We start from the raw sequence: 24,174 nt of genomic DNA on the forward strand, positions 1-24,174 counted from the left end.
TCTCCTTCGCCGATTAGCCTAACGTCGGCATGCTGAATTCAGATACGGTTTGCTGACCCTGCGGCCAGCGGACGGTGGCGGTTTTCATACGCGTATAGAAACGCACGCCATCCGGCCCATGCACGTTCAGTGCGCCAAATACGGAGCGTTTCCAGCCGCCAAAGCTATGGAAGGCCATTGGAACGGGTACCGGTACGTTGACCCCAACCATTCCGGCCTGGACATCATGTACAAACTCACGCGCGGTGTGGCCGTTGCTGGTAAAGACGGCGCTGCCGTTGCCGAACTCATGGCTGTTTACCAGCTCCAGCGCGCTGTGGTAGTCCGCCACGCGGACAATACCCAGTACCGGGCCAAAAATCTCTTCGCGCCAGATAGTCATTTCCGGCGTCACGTTGTCGAACAGCGTTCCGCCAACGTAGTAACCCTCTTCGAAACCGGCAACTCGCAGCTTACGCCCGTCAACTACCAGCGTCGCCCCTTCGCTGACGCCTTTATCAATATATCCCAGCACTTTTTTCTGATGCGCCTCTGAGACGACCGGACCCATTTCGTTTTCTTCTTTTCCACGCATACAGCCCGGGCCGACCTTCAGGGACTCCACCAGCGGCTTGAGGCGCGCAATGAGTTTATCTGCCGTTTCATCGCCCACGGCGACGACCACCGGCAGCGCCATGCAGCGCTCGCCCGCAGAGCCGAACGCGCCGCCCATAATCGCATTCACGGTGGCATCAAGATCGGCATCCGGCATCACAATCGCGTGGTTTTTCGCCGCGCCAAATGCCTGAACGCGCTTACCATAAGCGCTGGCGGTTTTATAAATATGCTCCGCCACGCCGGAAGATCCCACAAAGCTTACCGCCGCAATACGCGGATCCTTGTACAGCTGCTCAGCATCTTCATTGCTGCAGTGCACCACGTTAAAGACGCCGTCCGGCAGCCCCGCTTCTTTCAGCAACTCCGCCAGGCGCACCGCAGCGCCAGGGGCCAGCGCTGGCGGCTTAAGGACAAAGCTGTTGCCGCAGGCCAGCGCCAGCGGGAACATCCACATCGGAACCATCGCCGGGAAGTTGAACGGCGTAATGCCCGCCACTACGCCCAGCGGCTGCATCAGAGAATAGCTATCGACGCCGGTGCCGACATCCGATGAGAACTCGCCTTTGATCAGGTGCGGAATCCCGCAGGCAAACTCAACGACTTCCATGCCGCGCGTCAGTTCGCCCATCGCATCGGAAAAGACTTTACCGTGTTCGCTGACGATAATCCCCGCCAGCTCTTCAGCGTGCTGTTCAAGTAACATTTTAAAATTAAACAGCACGCGGGCCCGGCGCAGCGGCGTGGTACGCGACCAGCCATCAAAAGCATCATGCGCCACCTGAATCGCATCGGAGACTTCCTGCGCGGTCGATAACGTGACTTCGCGGACCACTTTGCCCGTCGCGGGGTCGAAAACCGGCATTGTATTGTTGCTGCCGCTGGTAACGGTCTTCCCGCCAATAAAGTTTCCTGTGATAGTCATGCTCTCGCCTCATATGTATGGGGTATCGGGGGCCAACGCAGTACGGCCCATTACTGGATCTGCTGTGTTGTACCGTAGTAAAATGAAATTAATATTTCAATATTCATCATTAATGAAATTGTATTTTGGTGATGATGGTCGCATTTTCTTGTAAGGAAACGCTGTCTTACAGGCAAAGCCCCCATAAAAAGAGAACAGGCGTAGCGCCTTCCGGAACCCGCCGCAATGCAAGAAGCCAAGAAAAATATTTTGCGAGTCGGCTCAAAAAATCGCCATTTCATGCATTGCTAATTTTGGAATAAATGTTTTGACTATGGGGTAATCGAACGACGCCGAACTATCTATTTCAGGAGAGTCAAAATGGCTATTGCAGCACAGCGTTTCTGTATCAACCGCAAGATTGCCCCTTCCCTCAGCATTGAGGCCTTCTTCCGGCTGGTGAACAGCCTCGGGCTAAACAAAGTCGAGCTACGTAACGACCTCCCCAGCGGAAAAGTGACCGACGACCTGAGCCACCAGCAGGTTCGTGAACTGGCTGACCGCTACCATATTGAGATCCTCACTATCAACGCGGTTTATCCTTTCAACTGCCGCACCGCAGAGGTTCGCAGCCTGACGGAGTCCCTGCTAAAAGAGGCCAAAGCCGTCGGCGCGAAATCGCTGGTGCTGTGCCCGCTGAACGATGGTACCGAGGTTCCGGCGAGCGAAACCCTTAACGCCCTGCGCGACCTGGCGCCGCTATTCGCCTTCTATGGCATTGAGGGACTCGTCGAGCCGCTCGGCTTCCCGCAAAGCTCGCTGCGCTCCTCGGCGCAGGCGCAAACGCTGATTCACGACGCACGGGTGCCGTTTAAGCTGCTGATCGATACCTTTCACCATCATCTTTATCCGCAGGCGGAGCAGGAGTTTAGCCAGGTGGATATCGGCGAAATCGGCCTGGTGCATCTTTCCGGCGTAGAAGATACCCGCCCGCGCGAAACCCTGACCGACAACGAACGCATCATGCTGACCGAAAAAGACCAGCTGCAAAGCTGCGAGCAGGTCAAAAACCTGGAGGCCCGCGGCTATCAGGGCGTATATGCGTTCGAGCCTTTCTCACCGGAGCTGGCAAACTGGAGCGAAGACGATATCCGCCGCGAAATCGAGCACAGTATCGCGTTAATTCAGCGCCACTGCGCCTGAAGGGAATAAGCGAAGGCGTGCGCGATCTCCCCACTTTTGCTATCAGGTTGCCTATACTCGCAGCAGGATAAATGGAGAAATCGCTCATGAGCTCACCGCTGCTGATTGCACGCACGCTGGAAAAACAGCTGCATTTATTGCCCGCTATGGCGAACCGCCACGGCTTAATTACCGGCGCCACGGGGACCGGTAAAACCGTCACGCTGCAAAAGCTGGCGGAATCTTTCTCGGAAATCGGCGTTCCGGTATTTATGGCCGATGTGAAAGGCGACCTTACCGGTATCGCTGAGGCGGGCCAAAGTTCGGAAAAACTGCAGGCGCGGCTGGAAAAAATCGGCGCAACGGACTGGCAGCCGCATGCTAATCCGGTAGTGCTATGGGATATCTTTGGCGAGAAAGGCCACCCGGTCCGCGCCACGGTTTCCGATCTCGGGCCGCTGCTGCTGGCTCGCCTGCTCAACCTCAATGAGGTTCAGTCCGGGGTATTGAATATCATCTTCCGGATCGCCGACGACCGCGGGCTGCTGCTGCTCGACTTTAAAGACCTGCGCGCGATTACCCAACACATTGGCGACAACGCCAAAGCTTTTCAGAACCAGTACGGCAACATCAGCAGCGCCTCCGTCGGGGCGATTCAGCGCGGATTGCTGACCCTGGAGCAGCAGGGTGCAGAGCACTTTTTCGGCGAACCCATGCTCGATATCCAGGACTGGATGCGCGTTGATGCGCAGGGTAAAGGGGTAATTAATATCCTGAGCGCGGAAAAGCTCTATCAGATGCCGAAGCTGTACGCCGCCAGCCTGCTGTGGATGCTTTCCGAGCTTTACGAACGTCTGCCGGAGGCCGGTGACCAGGAAAAGCCAAAGCTGGTCTTTTTCTTCGATGAGGCGCATCTGCTGTTTAACGATGCGCCCCAGGTGCTGCTGGATAAAATCGAGCAGGTCATCCGCCTGATTCGTTCTAAAGCCGTCGGAGTCTATTTTGTTTCACAAAACCCGGCGGACATTCCCGATGCGGTGCTGGGTCAACTGGGCAATCGGGTGCAGCACGCCCTGCGCGCTTTCACGCCGAAAGACCAAAAAGCGGTAAAAACCGCCGCGCAAACTATGCGCGCGAATCCGGCGTTCAGCACCGAGCAGGCGATCCAGGAGCTGGGCACCGGCGAGGCGCTGATCTCCTTTCTTGATGAGAAAGGCAGCCCCTCGATAGTAGAGCGGGCGATGGTTATCGCGCCCTGCTCGCGCATGGGCCCGGTCACCGATGACGAACGTAACGGACTGCTTAACCACTCGCCGCTGTACGGAAAATATGAAGAAGAGATCGACCGTGAATCGGCGTTTGAAATGCTGCAGCAGGGCGTGCAGACCACAACTGAGCAGCAGCAATCCCCGCCCGCAAAAGGCCAGCCAAACGGCGATGACGACGGCCTGCTCGGCGGGCTCAAAGATATCCTGTTCGGCACTACCGGGCCGCGCGGCGGCAAACGCGACGGCATTGTGCAAACGGCAGCGAAGAGCGCGGTGCGTCAGGTCACCAGGCAGATAGTCAGGGGAATGCTGGGAAGCTTACTTGGCGGACGGAAACGCTAAAAAAACGCCCCCTTTCTGATTCAGGAAGGGGGCGCGTTACGTCAGGATTTACGCATCATCAGCCAGAGGCTCAGCAAGAAGAAGCTGGCGCTCGGCAACAGCGCGCCGATTATCGGCGGGATGCCGTAGACCAGGGTGAGCGGGCCGAAAATCTGGTCCAGCACGTAGAAGATAAAACCGAAGCTGATCCCGGTCACGACTCTGACGCCCATCGGCACGCTACGCAGCGGGCCAAAGATAAACGACAGCGCCATCAGCATCATCACCGCCACCGACAGCGGCTGGAAGATTTTGCTCCACATATTGAGCTGATAGCGGCCCGGATCCTGACCGCTGGACTTCAGATAGGTAACATAGTTGTGCAGGCCGCTGATTGACAACGCATCCGGATCCAGCGCCACCACGCCAAGCTTATCCGGCGTCAGGTTGGTCTTCCAGGTCCCGCTGACGGTCTGCGTCCCCGTGACCTGTTTCGGATCGGTCAGGTCGGATTCATCCACCTGCGACAGTCGCCAGAGCTTATTTTCGGTATCGAATTTTGCCGAAGCGGCGTAGCGAACGGACTGCAGACGGCGCTGGTCGTTAAACGCGTAGATGCTCACTCCGCCCAGCTCATCGTTACCTTTTACCCGCTCGATATAAACAAAGTTATGGCCGTCTTTCGCCCACAGGCCCTGCTGAGTGGAAAGCAGCGAACCGCCGTACATCTGCTGAGCACGATAGTTGCGCGCCATCTGCTCGCCCTGCGGGGCTACCCACTCGCCCATCGCCATGGTCAGCAGCACCAGCGGAATCGCGGTTTTCATCACCGACAGCGCCACCTGGAGGCGGGTAAAGCCGGAAGCCTGCATCACCACCAGCTCGCTACGCTGCGCCAGCATGCCCAACCCCAGCAGCGCGCCGAGCAGCGCCGCCATCGGGAAGAAGATCTGGATATCTTTCGGCACACTGAGAATCGTGTAGATTCCGGCCCCTAACGCATCATAGTTGCCCTGCCCGGCCTTTTTCAGCTGGTCGACAAACTTGATGATGCCCGACAGGGAAACCAGCATGAACAGGGTCATCATGATGGTATTGAAAATCGTCTTACCGATATAACGGTCAAGTACGCCAAACGCCTGCATCACGCCGCTCCTTTGTTAAAACGGGCACGGAAGCGGCGCATCGGCACCGTATCCCACAGGTTCAACAGCACGGCCAACGCGAAATAGAGCAGGTTTACCGCCCACATCCAGATCATCGGATCCATTTTGCCTTTACCGCCGCTCGATTTAATCGACGTTTGCAGCAGGAAGAACACCAGATAGAGCAGCATCGCCGGCAGCATCGACAGCACGCGACCCTGGCGCGGGTTCACCACGCTGAGCGGCACCACCATTAGCGCCATGATGAATACCGTTGCCACCAGCGTGAAGCGCCAGTGCAGCTCCGCCCGGGCGCGATCGGTATCGGTACGCCACAGGGTGCGCATATCCATCTGCTCGGTATCGTTCGGATCGGAGGCCACCGCCTGATGGCCAACAATCGCCTGATAGTTTTTAAAGTCGGTAATGCGAAAGTCGCGCAGCATCGCGGTGCCTTCAAAGCGGGTGCCCTGATTCATGGTCACCACCTGCGAACCGTCTTTACGCAGCGAGAGCTCGCCGGTATCCGCGACCACCACCGAAGGGCGCGCGTTGCCTCGTGGCCGCAGTTGGGCAAGGAAGACGTCGCTGAAACGGTTGCCGTTGACGTTCTCAATAAACAGCACTGCGCTGCCGTCGCTGGCCTGCTGGAACTGGCCCTGGGCCAGCGCGGCCATGCCGGGGTTTGCTTTCGCTTCCGCCAGCACTTCATCCTGATGACGGGACGACCAGGGCCCTGCCCACATCACGTTGACCGCCGCGATAATGCCCGTAAAGAGCGCAAGGATCATGGCGGCTTTCACCAGCACGGCCTTACTCAGGCCGCAGGCGTGCATCACCGTGATTTCGCTTTCGGTATACAGTTTGCCCAGCGTCATCAGCAGCCCGAGGAATAAACTCAGGGGCAGAATAAGCTGCGCCATTTCAGGTACGCCCAACCCTAACAGCGAGAGCACCAGATTTGTCGGGATATCGCCATCAACAGCGGCGCCGAGGATCCTGACCAGTTTCTGACAGAAGAAAATGAGTAGCAGGATGAATAGGATCGCCAACTGGCTTTTCAGCGTCTCACGAACCAGATATCTTATGATTATCACTATAAATACGCCCGTAAAAACCCGTTTTATTGCAGGAAAATTGCTTGTTTCATGGCTTAAACGTCATTTATTCTCTTTAGTCGTCGAAAACATCGCTAAGATTAAATGACTCGCTGGTTCTGCGTATCAGGATCTTTTCTGACGAACCAAGGCCGTAATAACGTTAAGATTAACACGAAGTCACCACAACAGCGGACATGAGTTACGAAAGCTTTCAATTCTATCCGTAGCCACCGTCGTTGTCTTTAAGATTCAGGAGCGTAGTGCATGGAGTTCAGTGTAAAAAGCGGTAGCCCGGAGAAGCAGCGGAGCGCCTGTATCGTGGTCGGCGTCTTTGAACCACGTCGTCTCTCCCCCATCGCCGAACAGCTTGATAAAATTAGCGACGGTTATATCAGCGCCCTGCTGCGTCGCGGCGAGCTGGAAGGCAAACCTGGCCAGACTTTATTGCTGCACCATGTGCCGAACATTCTGTCGGAGCGCATTCTGCTTATTGGCTGCGGTAAAGAACGCGAGCTGGACGAGCGTCAGTATAAGCAGGTTATTCAGAAAACCATCAATACGCTGAATGATACTGGTTCAATGGAGGCCGTCTGCTTCCTGACCGAACTGCACGTCAAAGGCCGCAATAACTACTGGAAAGTGCGGCAGGCCGTCGAGACCGCCAAAGAGACGCTGTACAGCTTCGACCAGTTAAAAACCAACAAAAGCGAGCCGCGTCGCCCGCTGCGTAAAATGGTCTTCAACGTTCCCACCCGTCGCGAGCTGACCAGCGGCGAACGCGCTATCCAGCACGGTCTGGCGATCGCCGCCGGCATCAAAGCGGCGAAAGATCTGGGCAACATGCCGCCCAACATCTGTAACGCCGCGTATCTGGCCTCCCAGGCGCGCCAGCTGGCCGATACCTATAGTAAGAACGTCATTACCCGCGTTATCGGCGAGCAGCAGATGAAAGAGCTGGGAATGAACTCTTATCTGGCGGTCGGCAACGGCTCGCAGAACGAATCGCTGATGTCGGTTATCGAATACAAAGGTAACCCGGCAGAAGACGCGCGGCCTATCGTGCTGGTGGGTAAAGGCCTGACCTTTGACTCCGGCGGTATCTCCATCAAGCCTTCAGAAGGCATGGACGAGATGAAATACGATATGTGCGGCGCGGCGGCGGTGTACGGCGTGATGCGCATGGTGGCGGAACTTCAGTTGCCGTTGAACGTTGTCGGCGTGCTGGCCGGATGTGAAAACATGCCTGGCGGCCGCGCCTATCGTCCTGGCGACGTGTTGACCACGATGTCCGGGCAAACGGTGGAAGTGCTGAACACCGATGCCGAAGGTCGCCTGGTGCTGTGCGATGTGCTGACTTACGTTGAGCGTTTCGAGCCGGAAACGGTTATCGACGTGGCCACCCTGACCGGCGCCTGCGTGATCGCGCTCGGCCACCACATCACCGGCCTGATGTCGAATCACAATCCGCTGGCCCACGAGCTGATCGGCGCGTCCGAACTGGCGGGCGATCGCGCATGGCGTCTGCCGCTTGCCGACGAGTTCCAGGAACAGCTGGAGTCAAATTTTGCGGATATGGCCAATATCGGCGGCCGTCCTGGCGGAGCGATTACCGCAGGCTGCTTCCTGGCGCGCTTTACCCGTAAATACAACTGGGCGCATCTGGATATTGCCGGCACCGCCTGGCGTTCCGGGAAGGCCAAAGGCGCGACCGGTCGTCCGGTGGCGATGCTGTCGCAGTTCCTGCTCAACCGCGCCGGATTTACCGGCGAAGAGTAATTGCCGTCTGATGCCCGGCGGCGTTACGCTTGCCGGGCCTCTGGAAAGATACCGTTTATAGGCCGGGTCAGCGTAGCGCCGCCCGGCTTAAGCATTTAAAGTCACCACAAGAAGCCCCATATATGAAAAACGCAACGTTCTATCTTCTGGACAATGATACGCAACAGGATGGCCTGAGCGCCGTTGAACAGCTGGTGTGTGACATTGCCGCAGAACGTTGGCGCAGCGGTAAACGCGTGCTCATCGCCTGTGAAGATGAGCAGCAGGCCATTCGTCTGGACGAAGCGCTCTGGGCACGCCCCGCAGAAAGTTTCGTTCCGCATAATCTGGCGGGGGAAGGTCCGCGCGGCGGCGCGCCGGTAGAGATCGCCTGGCCGCAAAAACGCAACAGCAGCCCGCGGGATATTCTGATTAGCCTGCGGCTAAACTTTGCAGATTTTGCCACCGCTTTCACAGAAGTGATAGACTTCGTCCCTTATGAAGACTCTTTGAAACAACTGGCGCGCGAACGCTACAAAGCGTACCGCATGGCTGGTTTCAACCTGAACACGGCAACCTGGAAATAATGGAAAAGACATACAACCCCCAAGATATCGAACAGCCGCTTTACGAGCACTGGGAAAAGCAGGGCTATTTCAAACCCAATGGCGACGAAAGCCAGGAAAGTTTCTGCATCATGATCCCGCCGCCGAACGTCACCGGCAGTTTGCATATGGGTCATGCCTTCCAGCAAACCATCATGGATACCATGATTCGCTACCAGCGCATGCAGGGTAAAAATACCCTGTGGCAGGCCGGTACCGACCACGCGGGTATCGCTACCCAGATGGTGGTTGAGCGTAAGATTGCCGCCGAAGAAGGTAAAACCCGCCACGACTACGGTCGCGACGCCTTTATCGATAAAATCTGGCAGTGGAAAGCGGAATCCGGCGGCACCATTACCCGTCAGATGCGCCGCCTGGGCAACTCCGTGGACTGGGAGCGCGAGCGCTTCACCATGGACGAAGGCCTGTCCAACGCCGTAAAAGAAGTCTTTGTCCGCCTGTACAAAGAAGATCTGATCTATCGCGGCAAGCGTCTGGTCAACTGGGACCCGAAACTGCGTACCGCCATCTCCGATCTGGAAGTGGAAAACCGCGAGTCTAAAGGCTCGATGTGGCATATCCGCTATCCGCTGGCCGACGGCGCGAAAACCGCTGACGGTAAAGATTATCTGGTCGTCGCTACCACCCGTCCGGAAACCGTGCTGGGCGATACCGGCGTGGCCGTTAACCCGGAAGATCCGCGCTATAAAGACCTTATCGGCAAATTCGTCATTCTGCCGCTGGTTGACCGCCGTATTCCGATTGTTGGTGATGAACACGCCGATATGGAAAAGGGCACCGGCTGCGTGAAGATCACCCCGGCGCACGACTTTAACGACTATGAAGTGGGCAAGCGTCATGCGCTGCCGATGATCAACATCCTGACCTTTGATGGCGATATCCGCGAAACCGCGGAAGTCTACGACACCAAAGGCAACGAGTCCGACGTCTACTCAAACGCCATCCCGGCGGAGTTCCAGAAGCTGGAGCGCTTTGCCGCGCGTAAAGCGGTGGTTGCCGCCATCGACGCGCTGGGCCTGCTGGACGAGATTAAACCGCACGATCTGACCGTACCATACGGCGACCGCGGCGGCGTCGTTATCGAACCGATGCTCACCGATCAGTGGTACGTACGTGCCGACGTGCTGGCTAAACCGGCGGTTGAAGCGGTCGAGAACGGCGACATTCAGTTCGTGCCGAAGCAGTACGAAAACATGTACTTCTCCTGGATGCGCGACATTCAGGACTGGTGTATCTCCCGTCAGCTGTGGTGGGGTCACCGCATCCCGGCATGGTACGACAACGACGGCAACGTTTACGTTGGCCGCACCGAAGACGAAGTACGCCAGGAAAATAACCTCGGCGCCGACGTGGCGCTGCGCCAGGACGAAGACGTGCTGGATACCTGGTTCTCCTCCGCGCTGTGGACGTTCTCTACTCTTGGCTGGCCGGAAAACACCGATGCCCTGCGCCAGTTCCATCCGACCAGCGTGATGGTTTCCGGCTTCGACATCATCTTCTTCTGGATTGCCCGCATGATCATGATGACCATGCACTTCATCAAAGATGAAAACGGCAAGCCGCAGGTGCCGTTTAAAACCGTCTATATGACCGGTTTGATCCGCGATGACGAAGGCCAGAAGATGTCCAAATCGAAGGGCAACGTTATCGACCCGCTGGATATGGTTGATGGCATCTCCCTGCCGGAGCTGCTGGAGAAACGTACCGGCAACATGATGCAGCCGCAGCTGGCGGAGAAAATCGCCAAACGCACCGAGAAACAGTTCCCGAACGGCATTGAGCCGCACGGTACCGACGCCCTGCGCTTTACCCTGGCGGCGCTGGCCTCTACCGGCCGCGACATTAACTGGGATATGAAGCGTCTGGAAGGTTACCGTAACTTCTGTAATAAGCTGTGGAACGCCAGCCGCTTTGTGCTGATGAATACCGAAGATCAGGATTGCGGCTTTAACGGCGGCGAAATGACCCTGTCGCTGGCGGACCGCTGGATCCTTGCGGAATTCAACCAGACCATCAAAGCCTACCGCGAAGCGCTGGACGGCTTCCGCTTCGATATCGCCGCAGGCATTCTGTACGAGTTTACCTGGAATCAGTTCTGCGACTGGTATCTGGAGCTGACCAAGCCGGTAATGAACGGCGGTTCCGAGTCTGAGCTGCGCGGCACCCGTCACACGCTGGTGACCGTTCTGGAAGGTCTGCTGCGCCTGGCGCACCCGATTATTCCGTTCATCACCGAGACCATCTGGCAGCGCGTGAAGGTCATTTGCGGTATCACTGCCGATACCATCATGCTGCAGCCGTTCCCGCAGTACGATGCGTCTCAGGTTGACGAAGCGGCGCTGGCCGATACCGAATGGCTGAAGCAGGCGATCGTCGCCGTGCGTAACATCCGCGCGGAAATGAACATCGCCCCAGGTAAGCCGCTTGAGCTGCTGCTGCGCGGCTGCAGCGACGCCGCGATTCGTCGCGTGAACGATAACCGCAGCTTCCTGCTGAACCTGGCGCGTCTGGAAAGCATCACCGTGCTGCCGGCCGATGATAAAGGTCCGGTTTCCGTGACCAAAATTATCGACGGCGCCGAGCTGCTGATCCCGATGGCTGGCCTCATCAATAAAGAAGATGAGCTGGCGCGCCTGGCGAAAGAAGTGAGCAAAATCGAAGGCGAGATTAGCCGCATCGAAAGCAAACTTTCCAACGAAGGCTTTGTGGCCCGCGCGCCGGAAGCGGTGATCGCCAAAGAGCGTGAGAAGCTGGAAGGCTATGCGGAAGCGAAAGCGAAGCTGATTGAGCAGCAGGCGGTTATCGCCGCGCTGTAATTCACTCGCCCCTTATCCATTCGGATAAGGGGCGTTTTCTGTGAAAGATCCTCGCTTGCACTCTCCCCTCCAGCAGTGTTATTAACAACATTATCCGTCATTATTTTGCAATGAGTCTTCACATGAATACGAGCGCAACCCTACCGCTGACCCTGCGCCGCATCACGGCTAATGATAATCCGGCGATAGCCGCTGTTATCCGCCAGGTTTCCGCTGAATATGGCCTGACCGCCGACAAAGGCTATACGGTAGCCGATCCGAATCTGGATGAACTCTATGAGCTATATAGCCAGCCGGGCGCCGCCTATTGGGTAGTTGAGCAAAACGGTCAGGTTGTTGGCGGCGGCGGGGTTGCGCCTCTGACCTGTAGCGAGCCCGATATCTGCGAACTCCAGAAAATGTATTTTATGACCTCCGCGCGCGGCCAGGGGCTGGCGAAAAAGCTGGCGCTGATGGCCCTGGATCACGCCCGCCAGCAGGGATTCAAACGCTGTTATCTGGAAACCACCGCTTTCCTTAAAGAAGCGATCGGTTTATATGAACACCTTGGCTTCGAGCATATTGCTGAGCCGCTGGGCTGCACCGGCCACGTTGACTGCGAAGTCAGGATGCTGAAAGTGCTGTAGCGCCAGCGAAAAGGCGATGCGGATTAATCGAAAAAACGCATGGTTTTCATGCAAAAAGAGCGTTATTCACCGCACGTGTTCGCTAATACACTCTTCGAGCATTGGATCTTTTAGCCTGCCGCCGCGGCAGGCCTTGCTCAGGATAGAACACAATGAAAAAACTCTCCCTCCTGCTCACCGGCAGCATGATACTTGCCGGCATGGCTTCCAGCGTTAACGCCGGCGAACTCGCTGGCAATACCGAAGGCGCTCAGATCATCCGCGTGGAAAAAACCCGGGGCCGTATCGATGCGCTCAACGATATCGTATATAGCCAGGTAAAAAGCACCGTCGCCGTTCGTCAACTGCATATGTCTTTGCTGGTGCCGCGTAACGGCGATCTGAAACCGGCAATCGTCTATTTCCCCGGCGGCGGTTTCACCAGCGCGGCCTGGAATAAGTTTATCGAGATGCGTATGGCGCTGGCGTCGGCGGGATTCGTCGTCGCGGCGGCGGAATACCGTACGGTTCCCGATACCTTCCCGGCCCCGGTTATCGATGGTAAAGCCGCCGTTCGCTATCTGCGCGAACATGCAGCTGAGTACGGTATAGATCCGTCGCGTATTGGCGTGCTGGGGGATTCCGCAGGTGGCTATATGGCGCAGATGCTGGCGCTTACCAATGGCGAAAAAACGTTCGATCGTGGCGATAACCTGGCGCAGTCATCGGACGTGCAGGCCGCCGCCACGCTGTACGGAATTTCGAATCTGTTAAATATCGGCGAAGGTTTTCCGCAGGCGATTCAAAAAGTGCACCAGTCACCTGCAGTCACTGAAGCGCTGCTGGTCCACGGTAGCGCCTTTCGCGACTGGCCGGGAGCGACGATTGCCAGTGACCCGCAAAAAGCGCTGGCTGCCAGCCCGATGGGCCATATCCGCGGTAAAAAGCCGCCATTTTTAATTATGCACGGCAGCGCCGACACTCTGGTTTCACCGGTACAAAGTCAACAGCTCTATCGCGCGCTGAAGAAAGAGGGTAACCCGGCCGATTACGTGCTGCTGGAAGGCGCGGAGCACGGCGATGACAGCTGGTACCAGAAGCCGGTTATTGAACGGGTAGTGAACTGGTTTAAAACCACCCTCGGCGCGCCCAAAGCCGCCGCGACAGCAGAAAAAGATAAAAACGCCAATCTGTAATGGATCGTCAGGCCGCTGCGATGAAGCTGCGGCCTGACGCTCAGGCGGGCACGCCGCTGTGAAAGCGAAACTCAGCCTCGGGCGCGTTAATGAGCGCCGCTTCCGCCTCGCCAAGCTGGCGTACGCGTTCACTGATATCGTCCCCGGCAATCCTCTGCGCCAAATCCAGATAGTCCTGATAGTGGCGCGCTTCAGAGCGCAGCAGCGACAGATAAAACTTTTGCAGATCGTCATCCAGCCATGGCGCCAGCGCGGCAAAACGCTCGCAGGAACGGGCTTCAATATAGGCTCCGCAGATGAGTTTATCGATCAACATGACCGGTTCATGCGAACGCACTTCCCGGCGCAGCCCGCGAGCATAGTTGCTGGCGGTGATTTTGACGTATGGGATATCGCGGGAAAGCATAATTTCCCTCACCTGCCAGAAGTGATGCAGCTCTTCTTTGATTAGCAGGATCATGCTGTCGAGTAGCTGACGTCCCCAGGGATCGTCGGTCTGCGGCATAGCGCTTTTATTTATCTGCTTATGCAGCGCGACGAAATCCGGTTCCGGCCCCCAGCGGTAGGTAAAGTCCTCGTACGGCTTCAGGCAGGCCAGCAGTTCATCCGCGCCTGCTTTATCCGCGACGTATCGACGCACCAGCAGCATGGCGTTTTGCGCCGCTTTCAGTTCGCACACCATATGGTCGGTCAACAGCAGCGGGAGGTTTTCCGGTTTACGGGCTTCATCAATCCACGCCTGAGGTGTTGGGCAATGCAGAAAGCTTAAAATCGGAGCGAGTATTTGCGGGTAATCCATTGAAGTTCCTTGCTATACGGCGGCATACCGTGCCGCCGTATACCTCTGCTACTTAGTGGCGGACGCCGTCGTCGTCTTCATCAACGAGATCTTCGTCGTCATCGCCTTCTTCCCCGTTAGGATCTTCGTAGTAGGTACCCCAGCCGTCGTACTCGACGTCGTATTTTTCCGCCAGGGTCATCAGCTGCTCAACCTGGGCATCGATCAGCTCGGCATTCAGCGCGGATTCGCTGAGGATATCGCAGCAAATCACGGTATCACCCTCTTCAACTTCCAGCTCTTCTGGCTCAGTCACTTCATAACCCAGCTTGAAGGCCTCGACCGCCACTTTTTCCAGCGTTTCGAAATCATCGGCAGAAAGATGGTGTTCAATGGTGTACAGCGCGTCAGGATCGCTGCCGTCTTCGAGCAGTTCTTCAATAATCAGACGCGTTTCTTCACGCTGTTCTTCCAGTAATTCCGGGTTAGCCATGGCTCGTTCCTCATAATGTGTCGCAGATACTTCTATTGTCACATACCGCCGTGATTGCCTCCACCTTCTGAGAGAAAGATTTATGATGCGGGGTTGCAAATGAATATTCATACATATAAAGTGAATTTTAATTCAACAAATGGCTTGAGCCACGTGAGGGAACCATGTCCGCGTTTTATCAGAAGCATTTTTTAAAGTTGCTCGATTTTACCCCCGCCGAAATCACCGCTCTGCTTGAGCTGGCCGCCAGGCTTAAAGCTGATAAGAAAAACAATATCGAAATTCAGCATCTCGCCGGTAAAAACATCGCGCTCATCTTCGAAAAAGACTCTACCCGCACCCGATGCTCTTTCGAAGTTGCCGCATTTGACCAGGGCGCTCGCGTCACCTATCTCGGACCAAGCGGCAGCCAGATTGGCCACAAAGAGTCGATTAAAGACACCGCTCGCGTATTGGGGCGCATGTATGACGGTATTCAATATCGCGGCCATGGCCAGGAAGTGGTGGAAACCCTTGCCGAGTATGCCGGCGTTCCGGTGTGGAACGGCCTGACCAACGAATTTCACCCCACCCAGCTGCTGGCGGATTTACTGACTATGCAGGAACACCTGCCGGGCAAAGCTTTTAACGAGATGACTCTGGTCTACGCCGGCGACGCGCGGAATAACATGGGTAACTCCATGCTTGAAGCCGCTGCGTTGACCGGGCTGGATCTGCGTCTGGTCGCGCCAACGGCCTGCTGGCCGGAAGAGAAGCTGGTTGCGCAGTGCCGCACGCTGGCGCAGAAAAACGGCGGCAATATTACGCTAACTGAAGATATCGCTGCGGGCGTGAAGGGCGCGGACTTTATCTATACCGACGTCTGGGTATCGATGGGCGAAGCTAAAGAGAAGTGGGCGGAGCGTATCGCGCTGCTGCGCGGGTATCAGGTGAACCGCGAGATGATGGCGCTGACCGGCAATCCGCAGGTGAAATTTCTCCACTGTCTGCCCGCGTTCCACGACGACCAGACCACGCTCGGCAAACAGATGGCGGCGGAGTACGGCCTGCACGGCGGAATGGAAGTGACCGACGAGGTATTTGAATCCGCGGCGAGCATCGTTTTCGATCAGGCGGAAAACCGCATGCATACCATCAAAGCGGTGATGGTTGCGACGCTTTCCCACTGAAATCAAAAACTAAACGTGTAACGCTCGGCGACAATATACTGTTCTCCATAGTGAATAGGCTGATGCTGGCTATCCAGAATCAGCGTTTTCATTAGGAATAACGGTTCGCCGGGCGGTTGCTGCAGCAGCGGTGCGTTGTCAGAATGCGCGCGCACCATCTCTACCGTCGTTTCACCCGCATAGGTAGGCACGATCGCGTATTTATCACGCAATAGCTGATAAAGCGACCCGCTGAGATCTTCCTGCTGTAAAAATCCTAATCGTTTCAGAGAGTAGTAATTATTCTCTAACATTAACGGCGCATCGCCAGCGATCCTGAGGCGTTGGATATAAAGCACGGAATCATCCCTCTCAAGCTCAAGAAGCTGACGCGCATTACGATAGTCCGGCAGAATCTCACGACGAGTCACTACGCTGTGGGTTGGTAGATGGTTAGCATCGCATGCGGCAGTAAAGCTAAGCAGGTGCACAACTTTACGCTCAATTTTAGGCAGACAGACAAAAGTCCCCTTCCCCTGCTTTTTCACCAAATAGCCTTCGGCTACCAGCTCTTTCACTGCGTTGCGCACCGTAATGCGGCTGATATTGTAAAGTTCGCTGAGCTCAATCTCGGTGGGGATTTTCTCTCCTTCAGCGAGTTTCCCGGACGAGATATCGCTGAGGATTTTATCTTTAAGCTGCCTGTATAACGGTACGGAAGTATTCTGTTGCAGTCCAAAATTCGACATAAAAGAGGTACCAGCACGGCCATTGATGCGAAGCAGGATTATAATCGAAGCGCGCCCATCAAACTACGACGGCGCGCATATCCCTTAGACCCAGGCCGAAATCGCAGCAAACACGGCGCTGACTATCCACAGCACCGGAAACAGCGGCGCAATCGCCTTTAACCACTGACCAAATCCAATGCGCGCAATAGACAGCCCGGCCAGCAATACACCACCGGTAGGAGAAACCAGGTTCGTCAGGCCATTGCCAAATTGATAAGCCATTACCATCGCCTCTTTATTGATACCCACTAAATCGCCTAATGGCGCCAGCACGGGCATAGTGAGCGCAGCCTCGCCCGAAGAGGAGGGGACAAAAAAGGTGATGACGTTATGCCCTAATAGCATCAGAGTGGTGAATGCGTACTGCGGCAACCCTTCCAGCATTTCCGACAAGCCAAAGAGCAACGTGTCGATAATTCGTCCGTTCTCCGCCACCACCAAAATACCGCGCGCGAGTCCTATCACTACGGCGGCGTAAACAAACTCTTTACACCCTTCGACAAAGCTGTCGGCCATCCCGCTAATACCCATGCGCCCGACGATCCCAGAAAATAGCCCCAGAGCCAGGAACACGGAGCCGATCTCAACCATGTACCAGCCACGCGTGATTAACCCCCATGAGATGATGGTCAGCGCCAGCACAAAAGCGATGATAATCACTCGATCGGCGATGGAAAAATGGACCGACGTATCCTGTATCGACAAAAACTGCTCACGGTTGCGGCAATCATTCTCATATACCGGCGACTTTTGTGGAGTGCGTTTAACACGATGTGCGTACCACATGGTGTAAGTCATCGCCAGCAATGTGAAGACCAGCCATGCGATGGCACGCAGCCAAAGCTGCGGATTTCCCTGAATACCCGCTACGCCCTGGGCAATGAGTACAGAGAACGGATTGGTCATTGCGCCAACATAGCCAATCTGGGTTCCCAGAAAAAGAATCAGGATCGCGGTCATTGAGTCATAACCCAGCGCGAACATGAGGGATATAAAGATCGCATAAAGAGGGATCACCTCCTCGCTCATACCAAAAGTTGCGCCCCCCAGGCTAAACAAGGTCATTGCGATAGGGATAACCAGAATCCCTTTACCAGCCAGACGTTCAGCCAGCGCCACCAGCCCCCGCTCAATAGCGCCAGTACGTAAAATAACGCCAAAAGCACCACCAACAATGAGTACAAACGCCACTACGTCGGCGGCCTTGATAATTCCCTCCATCGGCGCGGCCAGTACGGCGGCAATACCCTGACGTAAATCGCCCTCGCTGCTGACTTTTTCCAGCAGATGATAAGACCCCGGGATCACTAATGTTTTCGTTTCACCGCCGGGTAAAGTCACTGAGTGATAATCAAAACTGCCGCTGGGAATACACCATGTCAGCAGCGCTACTAATATAATAATGAAGAAAATCAGAGCGTAGCAGTGTGGCATCGCCCACTTTATTTTTGCAATACGCATAATCCGCCTCGGTAAGATGTTTATATTATGTTCGCCGTCATTCGGCATTTTTAGAGTCACAGAAGTTCATGGGTAATACGGCCATCCACCAGGGTCAGTACAACGGTGGAAGTCCGTAACTCATCATTCGGGCAGCTCAACAAATTACGGTCAAAAACCGCGATATCCGCACGTTTTCCCGGCTCAAGGCTACCGGTCATATCTTCCATGCCGTGATGTCGAGCACTATTCAGCGTCCAGGCCGTTAAGAGCTGCTGTCGCGTCATTCCGCGTTCGCGGTACCAGCCATTCACGGGTGAACCATCAGGGAACTGGCGACAGCAGGCGGCATACATCGCGTCAGGAACAGAAGGAATAAACAGGGGCAGATCGGTACCAATAGTGACCGTTACGCCAGCCCCGAATAGTGCGGCATAATCGTAGAATTGCGCTTCGCGCTCTTCGCCATAGCGTTCGCGCATATAGGCTTCGGCTTCGCAGGGGTTAAGGAGCAGAATTTGTGCATAAACTTCGGCAAAGAGGCCGAGCTCAGCCATTCTGGGAATATCGTTTGGATGCGGGCATTCCAGATCGCTCAGAGAATGTCTGATCACACTCTGCGGGTGACGCTGACGGCATTCGGCAAAAATATCTATACAGCGGCGAATTGCGGCATCGCCCTCCGCATTCATACAGCAGTTGAATCCACGAGCATCAGCCAGCAAAACCTGCTGGCGCAGGGCATCATAGTCAACGGGCCTTTCATTGTTCGTGCCGGGACGATCGGCATAGGGGTAAATCATATCGCCGGTATGATCGGCAATAACGCCATCGACCATAAATTTAAAACCATGAAACCGCAGCCATGGCGAATGAAAGCGGCGTCGGGCCTGTTCACCGAAAGCAAGATCGACAGGCGCAGATACGGGCTGAGAAACAATGCTCACCCTCAGCGACAGCGCATCCTCTTTTTCCAGTTCATCCCAGGCATTCATCAACCGCGGCGCATCGTTGAAACAAACGTCTTTTATCGCCGTGATTCCCTGTCCGGCAAGTCGGGTCATAAATGCCCGCATTTCTTTTTTTAACTGTGCGGTATCAGCCAGCATCTCATCCAATAATGCGATTCTCGCCTCCGCGCTGCACTCTTCAGCGGTAAAGCCATAAAGCTCCACGGCGGCACGGTTCATCCAGCAATAGCTTTTGTCATCGTTAATGGCGACAACCGGCCTCTGCGGGAAAGCGTCATCCAGTAACCTGGCATCAGGCACCGCTCCCCAACGGGCAACAGACCAGCCCCAGCCATAGAGGCTTTTCCCCTCAGGGAGAAGATTTTCTGCAGCCTGTAGTAGTTCAAGAGCATGATTACTGTCGCGGGCGGCATGGAGATCGACGCCACGCCGCATGCTCATATAGCCGGTAAAAAACGTGTGATTATCGCAAAATCCCGGACAAATCAGGCGATCGCCAAGTTCGATAAAGCGAGTACTTTCACCTCTCCAGGGTTGAATATCTTCCCCATTCGCTATCATCGCCGCGATAGCGCCATTTTTAATGACGACATATCCGCTAAATAGCTCATTTCTGGCAGCAGTAAAAATAGCATCAGAACGTAAAATCAAATCAGCAGCTTCACTATGCATATTTCTTTCCTCACGGAAAAAGCGCACAAATCCCCGTTTCCGCCCGGCAAGCGGACGGAAATCAGTACGGAAAAATGAGAGAGGGCGTTATAGGTTAGTAGTGAGTCCCGTAGCCAAACGCCCCTTCTTTCAGGCAAATTTGTGCCGAGAAAGCTGCTGCTTTTTGCAGGCTATTGGTAATCGCTTCGCGCTTGTTACCCGTAGGTTGGGCCAGAAAATGGCAAACGAAAGCGGTAATAAAAGCATCACCTGCGCCCATTGTATCGACTGGAGTGACGTAATCGGGCGCCTGCTGATACCAATCCTGCCCGTCAAATAAAATCGCGCCTTCATCCCCACGCGTCGCGCAGACAATGCGACTCCCGCTGGCCTGCGCCTGTTGCACAATTTCACGCGTTTGCGCCAGGCTGTAGTCAGCGCATGAGAAGAATGCGAAGTCGACGTAGCGGCACAGCAGCAGCGCCTGCTCCAGTACAAAGTCATCTGAAAAATCGAAAGAGACAGGAATGTTGAGCTTGCGTAACTGAGGTAATTGCGTCTCCATGTAGCTGTAACAACCGCTATGGATCAGATCAAACTCACGCAGGTATTGCTCATGCTGAAAAATAAAATCCATCGAAGTTGTCTTACGAATCCCCCCGGCGTTCGAACCAAGAAATATCCGTTCTCCCTCTTCGATTTTCAGCTGCGCACAGCCGTTCTCCCCGGCCACCTGCAGACAGTGGGGCCACTTGACGCCAACTTTATCCAGCACCTGCATAACGTGCTCCGCAGCGGCATCATTACCAAAAATCCCCAGATAGGCCGCATTGTGTCCCAACATGGCCGCATAAGCGGCAAAGTTCAACGCATTTCCACCGGGATACATGGTCTGAGTATGGGCGTATTTATCGACGACGTTATCGCCAATTCCAATCACATTCATCATAATTCCCCTTAGTATTCCACCAGCCCCATATAGCGGCGGGTATCCAATGGATGCTGACGAATGTCGGCAAGCGCAGAACGATATTCACACATGATGCTGTAAAACAGCACCGGGTTGAAAAACTCCACGACTGACGGAGGGAGAACCCCGATGCCCAGTTCTTTAGCATCAACGACTTCCACTTTCTCTGCATACTTGGTGAGGAAGACCAAAGCTCGCTCATCCATCGCCCGCGTACGGCCTTCGTTCATTAATAAAATAAACGGCGTCTCTTTATCCGTAACTTCGAAAGGCCCGTGGAAGTACTCACCGGAGTGAATAGGTGCGGCATGTAGCCATTGCATTTCCATTAGTGAGCAGATAGCAAAACCATAAGCATGGCCGTAAGAAGCTCCGCTGGAGAGGATATAGAAGAGTTTTTCATCCTGATATTTTTGGGCAAAACGCTGGCAGCGATCCGCAACCTGCTGACGGCCATGAGCAATGACGCCGTTAATTTGGGCCATTCCCTGTTGGAAATCAGCGTAATTATCGAAACCTTCAACCTGCTGCAGCGTATCAACGCACAGATTGAGGATAATCGCCATCGGATTATCGACCACATTAGTATCGTTACCCCAGGCATAGAGAATGTTGTGGCTGGCGTATTCGATCAGCTGTGCCTGAGCGTTGTGAGTCAGCGTAATAGTATGCGCTTGATGCTGCTGTGCAAGCTTAGCCGCAGCGACGGATTCTGGCGTGTTGCCCCCGTGCGAACAGACGATAACCAGCGAATTCACCCCCAAAGTTTTTGGCGTCGCGTAGACAAACTCATTGGCGGTATACATGCCTACATGAAGCGTTGTCGCCTCGCTATCAAGAAAGTATTTAGCCGGATACATATCCACTAATGACCCGCCGCAGGCCACAAGGAACACCTGGCGGATTCCGCCTTTATCTTCTATCTCTTTCGCAACGGCATTAATTATTTCTTTAGTATTCATATAGTAATAACTCCACATCTCACTATTGATTGTTCAAATTAACGGAAACAACATTAATACGTTATATAACGTATTAATGAGATCGCCATCAAAATTTGCACAATGCGCGCGGTATGAGCATTTGGCTGAAGCATCAAATGAGAGGGAATAAGAAGTAAAAAATCGGGAATAGCCAGAAAAAACAAAGGCTAACAATGGTCACAAGACGACAATTGCTAGCCTTGGGTAAAAATACGCTCGTCAACTAAACCATCAGCATCTTCACAACCGCTTTGCGCACCTTCGCCGGTGCGCCAACCGCGCATAGCGGCTTATGCACTTCGCCGGGATAGAACACGACAAAGTCGCCTTCGCTGAGAATCACGGTTTTTTCCTGCGCCCCTTCAGCCAGGAAAGCGATGTCTTTATCCGCCAGCCAGTCGGTATCCGGCTCGCCGGCAGGGAGAACGCTAAAGGTCATGCCCTCCTGACCTTTCAATACAATCTGGATGTCCAGGTAGCGGGCGTGATACTCGGCGCGGCGGTCGGCCATCGGCTCGGTAGTATCTTCAGAAATGAGATAAAACAGATTGTTACCGTCAATATCATGTTTACCCAGCGGCGTCGCGTCGGTGACATGGGCTTTCACGTATTCAATAGCTTTGCGCAGAGGCTCCGGCAACCCGCTTTGCAGATGGTGAATATTTCCAACGATCATAGTAACCTCAAATGTAAAACAGCTTTTCATTTTCAGGTTTTATACCCCCCTTCTGACTGCCATACCACCACTTTTTACGGGTTTTTTGCGTTAACGCATGATTACCCAGGCAAACGTTTACCTGTTTGTGGATTAATCGCTTGATCCGAAAAATGAGCTGCGTATAATGCCACCCGTTTTGCCGGGAGGAATTATGGTTCAGTGTGTACGACATCGCGTCTTACCGCGTCTGAGAACAGACGCTGGCCTGCCGTTTTTCCTTTCCGTTGCATCCGTATTCGTAAAGCCCCTTATTTAAGGGGCTTTTTTTTTGCCCAGGCGTCAGGAGATAAACATGGCTAACCCGCTATTCCAAAAACATATCATTTCCATAAACGATCTCAGCCGCGAAGACCTTGAACTGGTACTGGCGACCGCTGCAAAACTGAAAGCAAATCCACAGCCGGAGCTGCTCAAGCATAAAGTGATTGCCAGCTGCTTTTTTGAAGCGTCGACCCGCACACGCCTGTCTTTTGAAACCGCCATGCACCGCCTGGGCGCCAGCGTGGTCGGTTTCTCAGACAGCAGCAACACCTCGCTGGGCAAAAAAGGCGAAACCCTGGCCGACACCATCTCGGTCATCAGCACCTACGTCGATGCTATCGTGATGCGCCACCCGCAGGAAGGCGCGGCGCGCCTGGCGACCGAGTTCTCCGGCGGTATTCCGGTACTCAACGCCGGCGATGGCGCTAACCAGCATCCGACGCAGACCCTGCTCGATCTCTTCACCATTCAGGAGACGCAGGGCCGTCTGGAAAATCTTAACGTGGCGATGGTCGGCGACCTGAAGTATGGCCGTACCGTCCACTCCCTGACGCAGGCGCTGGCGAAATTTAACGGCAATCGCTTCTACTTTATCGCGCCGGACGCGCTGGCCATGCCGCAGTACATTCTCGATATGCTCGACGAAAAAGGCATTGCCTGGAGCCTGCATAACGCGATTGAAGAGGTGATGGAAGAGGTGGACATTCTGTATATGACTCGCGTACAGAAAGAGCGTCTCGACCCGTCAGAATATGCCAACGTCAAGGCGCAGTTTGTTCTGCGCGCCGCCGACCTGGAAGGCGCCCGTGAGAATATGAAGGTGCTGCATCCGCTGCCGCGCATTGACGAAATTACCACCGATGTTGATAAAACGCCGCACGCCTGGTACTTCCAGCAGGCGGGCAACGGCATCTTCGCGCGCCAGGCGTTACTGGCACTGGTACTGAATAGCGATCTGGCACTGTAAGGGGAAATAAAGATGACACACGACAATAAATTACAGGTAGAAGCCATCAAACGTGGCACCGTTATCGACCATATCCCGGCGCAGGTCGGTTTTAAGCTGCTGACGCTGTTCAAACTAACCGAAACGGATCAGCGCATCACCATCGGCCTGAACCTGCCGTCAGGCGAAATGGGCCGTAAGGATTTAATCAAAATTGAGAACACCTTCCTGACCGATGAGCAGGTCAACCAGCTCTCCCTGTATGCGCCTCAGGCCACGGTGAACCGCATTGATGAGTATGAAGTCGTTGGTAAATCCCGACCGAATCTGCCGGACCGTATCAATAACGTGCTGGTATGCCCGAACAGCAACTGCATCAGCCACGCCGAGCCGGTGTCCTCCAGCTTTGCAGTGAAGAAACGTGAAAACGATATCGCGCTGAAGTGCAAATACTGTGAAAAAGAATTTTCACATCATGTCGTGCTGGCAAACTAAATTTATTAGCGTCATCA

At 54.8% G+C, this 24,174-nt stretch carries 23 protein-coding genes; 12 read left to right on the plus strand and 11 right to left on the minus strand.

The features are described from left to right. Window positions 1-13 precede the first annotated feature (13 nt). Window positions 14-1,519, minus strand: coding sequence for a CoA-acylating methylmalonate-semialdehyde dehydrogenase (locus ACSIPU_RS11365; RefSeq protein ID WP_004108850.1), 1,506 nt, complete (start codon window positions 1,517-1,519; stop codon window positions 14-16). A 360-nt stretch (window positions 1,520-1,879) separates the two neighbouring features. On the opposite strand from ACSIPU_RS11365, the gene ACSIPU_RS11370 reads away from it, so the two are divergent. Then, a complete protein-coding gene (locus tag ACSIPU_RS11370) occupies window positions 1,880-2,701 on the plus strand; it encodes a TIM barrel protein (RefSeq protein ID WP_004108853.1) in 822 nt (273 codons plus the stop codon). A gap of 86 nt (window positions 2,702-2,787) precedes the next feature. Next, window positions 2,788-4,290 carry a helicase HerA-like C-terminal domain-containing protein gene (locus ACSIPU_RS11375; protein ID WP_004108856.1) on the plus strand — a complete coding sequence of 501 codons (1,503 nt, stop codon included), beginning with the start codon at window positions 2,788-2,790 and terminating at the stop codon, window positions 4,288-4,290. Window positions 4,291-4,331: 41 nt separating this feature from the next. Here ACSIPU_RS11375 and lptG read toward each other — a convergent pair whose 3' ends face one another. Together lptG and lptF are read right to left on the minus strand one after the other, a co-directional pair. After that, window positions 4,332-5,414: an LPS export ABC transporter permease LptG gene (lptG, locus tag ACSIPU_RS11380; protein WP_004108859.1), complete on the minus strand. Its 1,083-nt coding sequence runs from the start codon at window positions 5,412-5,414 to the stop codon at window positions 4,332-4,334. Further along, window positions 5,414-6,511 carry an LPS export ABC transporter permease LptF gene (gene lptF / locus ACSIPU_RS11385; protein ID WP_004108862.1) on the minus strand — a complete coding sequence of 366 codons (1,098 nt, stop codon included), beginning with the start codon at window positions 6,509-6,511 and terminating at the stop codon, window positions 5,414-5,416. Before lptF ends, lptG begins: the two co-directional genes overlap by 1 nt. A 267-nt stretch (window positions 6,512-6,778) precedes the next feature. Between lptF and pepA the strand changes: the two genes are divergently transcribed. The 5 genes from pepA to ACSIPU_RS11410 all read left to right on the plus strand — a co-directional run bounded on the left by pepA (window position 6,779) and on the right by ACSIPU_RS11410 (window position 13,512). Beyond that, window positions 6,779-8,290 carry a leucyl aminopeptidase gene (gene pepA / locus ACSIPU_RS11390; protein WP_004108865.1) on the plus strand — a complete coding sequence of 504 codons (1,512 nt, stop codon included), beginning with the start codon at window positions 6,779-6,781 and terminating at the stop codon, window positions 8,288-8,290. A gap of 122 nt (window positions 8,291-8,412) precedes the next feature. Beyond that, window positions 8,413-8,856 (plus strand): DNA polymerase III subunit chi, encoded by a 444-nt coding sequence (gene holC, locus ACSIPU_RS11395; protein ID WP_004098129.1) that lies wholly within the window; start codon window positions 8,413-8,415, stop codon window positions 8,854-8,856. Further along, entirely contained in the window at window positions 8,856-11,711 is a 2,856-nt protein-coding gene (locus ACSIPU_RS11400) for a valine--tRNA ligase (protein ID WP_016808109.1), read from the plus strand. Before holC ends, ACSIPU_RS11400 begins: the two co-directional genes overlap by 1 nt. Before the next feature lie 122 nt (window positions 11,712-11,833). Then, window positions 11,834-12,337: a GNAT family N-acetyltransferase gene (locus ACSIPU_RS11405; protein ID WP_004108871.1), complete on the plus strand. Its 504-nt coding sequence runs from the start codon at window positions 11,834-11,836 to the stop codon at window positions 12,335-12,337. 152 nt (window positions 12,338-12,489) lie between these two features. After that, window positions 12,490-13,512, plus strand: coding sequence for an alpha/beta hydrolase (locus ACSIPU_RS11410; protein ID WP_196557798.1), 1,023 nt, complete (start codon window positions 12,490-12,492; stop codon window positions 13,510-13,512). A gap of 40 nt (window positions 13,513-13,552) precedes the next feature. Here ACSIPU_RS11410 and miaE read toward each other — a convergent pair whose 3' ends face one another. After that, window positions 13,553-14,311, minus strand: coding sequence for a tRNA isopentenyl-2-thiomethyl-A-37 hydroxylase MiaE (gene miaE / locus ACSIPU_RS11415; protein ID WP_004117554.1), 759 nt, complete (start codon window positions 14,309-14,311; stop codon window positions 13,553-13,555). A 52-nt stretch (window positions 14,312-14,363) separates the two neighbouring features. Continuing rightward, entirely contained in the window at window positions 14,364-14,783 is a 420-nt protein-coding gene (rraB, locus tag ACSIPU_RS11420) for a ribonuclease E inhibitor RraB (protein ID WP_004108894.1), read from the minus strand. A gap of 99 nt (window positions 14,784-14,882) precedes the next feature. Between rraB and argL the strand changes: the two genes are divergently transcribed. Both argL and argF read left to right on the plus strand, forming a co-directional pair. Next, on the plus strand, window positions 14,883-14,978 hold the full coding sequence (gene argL / locus ACSIPU_RS11425; protein WP_370798676.1) for a putative translational regulatory protein ArgL: 96 nt from the start codon (window positions 14,883-14,885) through the stop codon (window positions 14,976-14,978). Further along, a complete protein-coding gene (gene argF, locus ACSIPU_RS11430; protein WP_004108896.1) occupies window positions 14,948-15,952 on the plus strand; it encodes an ornithine carbamoyltransferase in 1,005 nt (334 codons plus the stop codon). The genes argL and argF overlap by 31 nt, the downstream gene beginning before the upstream one ends. A 2-nt stretch (window positions 15,953-15,954) precedes the next feature. On the opposite strand, the gene ACSIPU_RS11435 is transcribed toward argF, so the two are convergent. From ACSIPU_RS11435 to ACSIPU_RS11460, 6 genes are all read right to left on the minus strand, one after another. Next, entirely contained in the window at window positions 15,955-16,680 is a 726-nt protein-coding gene (locus ACSIPU_RS11435) for a GntR family transcriptional regulator (RefSeq protein ID WP_001727696.1), read from the minus strand. An 84-nt stretch (window positions 16,681-16,764) separates the two neighbouring features. Continuing rightward, window positions 16,765-18,183, minus strand: coding sequence for a YfcC family protein (locus ACSIPU_RS11440; protein WP_024273635.1), 1,419 nt, complete (start codon window positions 18,181-18,183; stop codon window positions 16,765-16,767). A gap of 56 nt (window positions 18,184-18,239) precedes the next feature. Beyond that, window positions 18,240-19,805, minus strand: a complete 1,566-nt coding sequence (locus ACSIPU_RS11445) for an amidohydrolase (protein ID WP_064372672.1) — start codon at window positions 19,803-19,805, stop codon at window positions 18,240-18,242. A 94-nt stretch (window positions 19,806-19,899) separates the two neighbouring features. Beyond that, the gene (locus tag ACSIPU_RS11450) at window positions 19,900-20,730 is read right to left on the minus strand and encodes a PfkB family carbohydrate kinase (protein WP_032728797.1); all 831 of its coding nucleotides are present in this window, start codon (window positions 20,728-20,730) and stop codon (window positions 19,900-19,902) included. 11 nt (window positions 20,731-20,741) lie between these two features. Beyond that, a complete protein-coding gene (locus ACSIPU_RS11455) occupies window positions 20,742-21,716 on the minus strand; it encodes an SIS domain-containing protein (RefSeq protein ID WP_004108909.1) in 975 nt (324 codons plus the stop codon). Between the two features lie 244 nt (window positions 21,717-21,960). Further along, complete coding sequence (locus ACSIPU_RS11460; RefSeq protein ID WP_024273633.1) at window positions 21,961-22,413, minus strand: YhcH/YjgK/YiaL family protein; 453 nt, start codon at window positions 22,411-22,413, stop codon at window positions 21,961-21,963. Window positions 22,414-22,606: 193 nt separating this feature from the next. Between ACSIPU_RS11460 and ACSIPU_RS11465 the strand changes: the two genes are divergently transcribed. Genes ACSIPU_RS11465 through pyrI form a run of 3 tightly spaced genes read left to right on the plus strand, consistent with a single transcriptional unit; the run spans window position 22,607 to window position 24,157 of the window. Further along, entirely contained in the window at window positions 22,607-22,711 is a 105-nt protein-coding gene (locus ACSIPU_RS11465) for a pyrBI operon leader peptide (RefSeq protein WP_077260121.1), read from the plus strand. Window positions 22,712-22,747: 36 nt separating this feature from the next. Beyond that, the gene (pyrB, locus tag ACSIPU_RS11470; protein WP_004108911.1) at window positions 22,748-23,683 is read left to right on the plus strand and encodes an aspartate carbamoyltransferase; all 936 of its coding nucleotides are present in this window, start codon (window positions 22,748-22,750) and stop codon (window positions 23,681-23,683) included. A gap of 12 nt (window positions 23,684-23,695) precedes the next feature. Beyond that, window positions 23,696-24,157 (plus strand): aspartate carbamoyltransferase regulatory subunit, encoded by a 462-nt coding sequence (gene pyrI / locus ACSIPU_RS11475; protein WP_004098115.1) that lies wholly within the window; start codon window positions 23,696-23,698, stop codon window positions 24,155-24,157. The last annotated feature ends 17 nt before the right edge of the window (window positions 24,158-24,174 follow it).

The organism is Klebsiella sp. HN106 (genome assembly GCF_051209435.1).
Lineage (GTDB): Bacteria > Pseudomonadota > Gammaproteobacteria > Enterobacterales > Enterobacteriaceae > Klebsiella > Klebsiella oxytoca.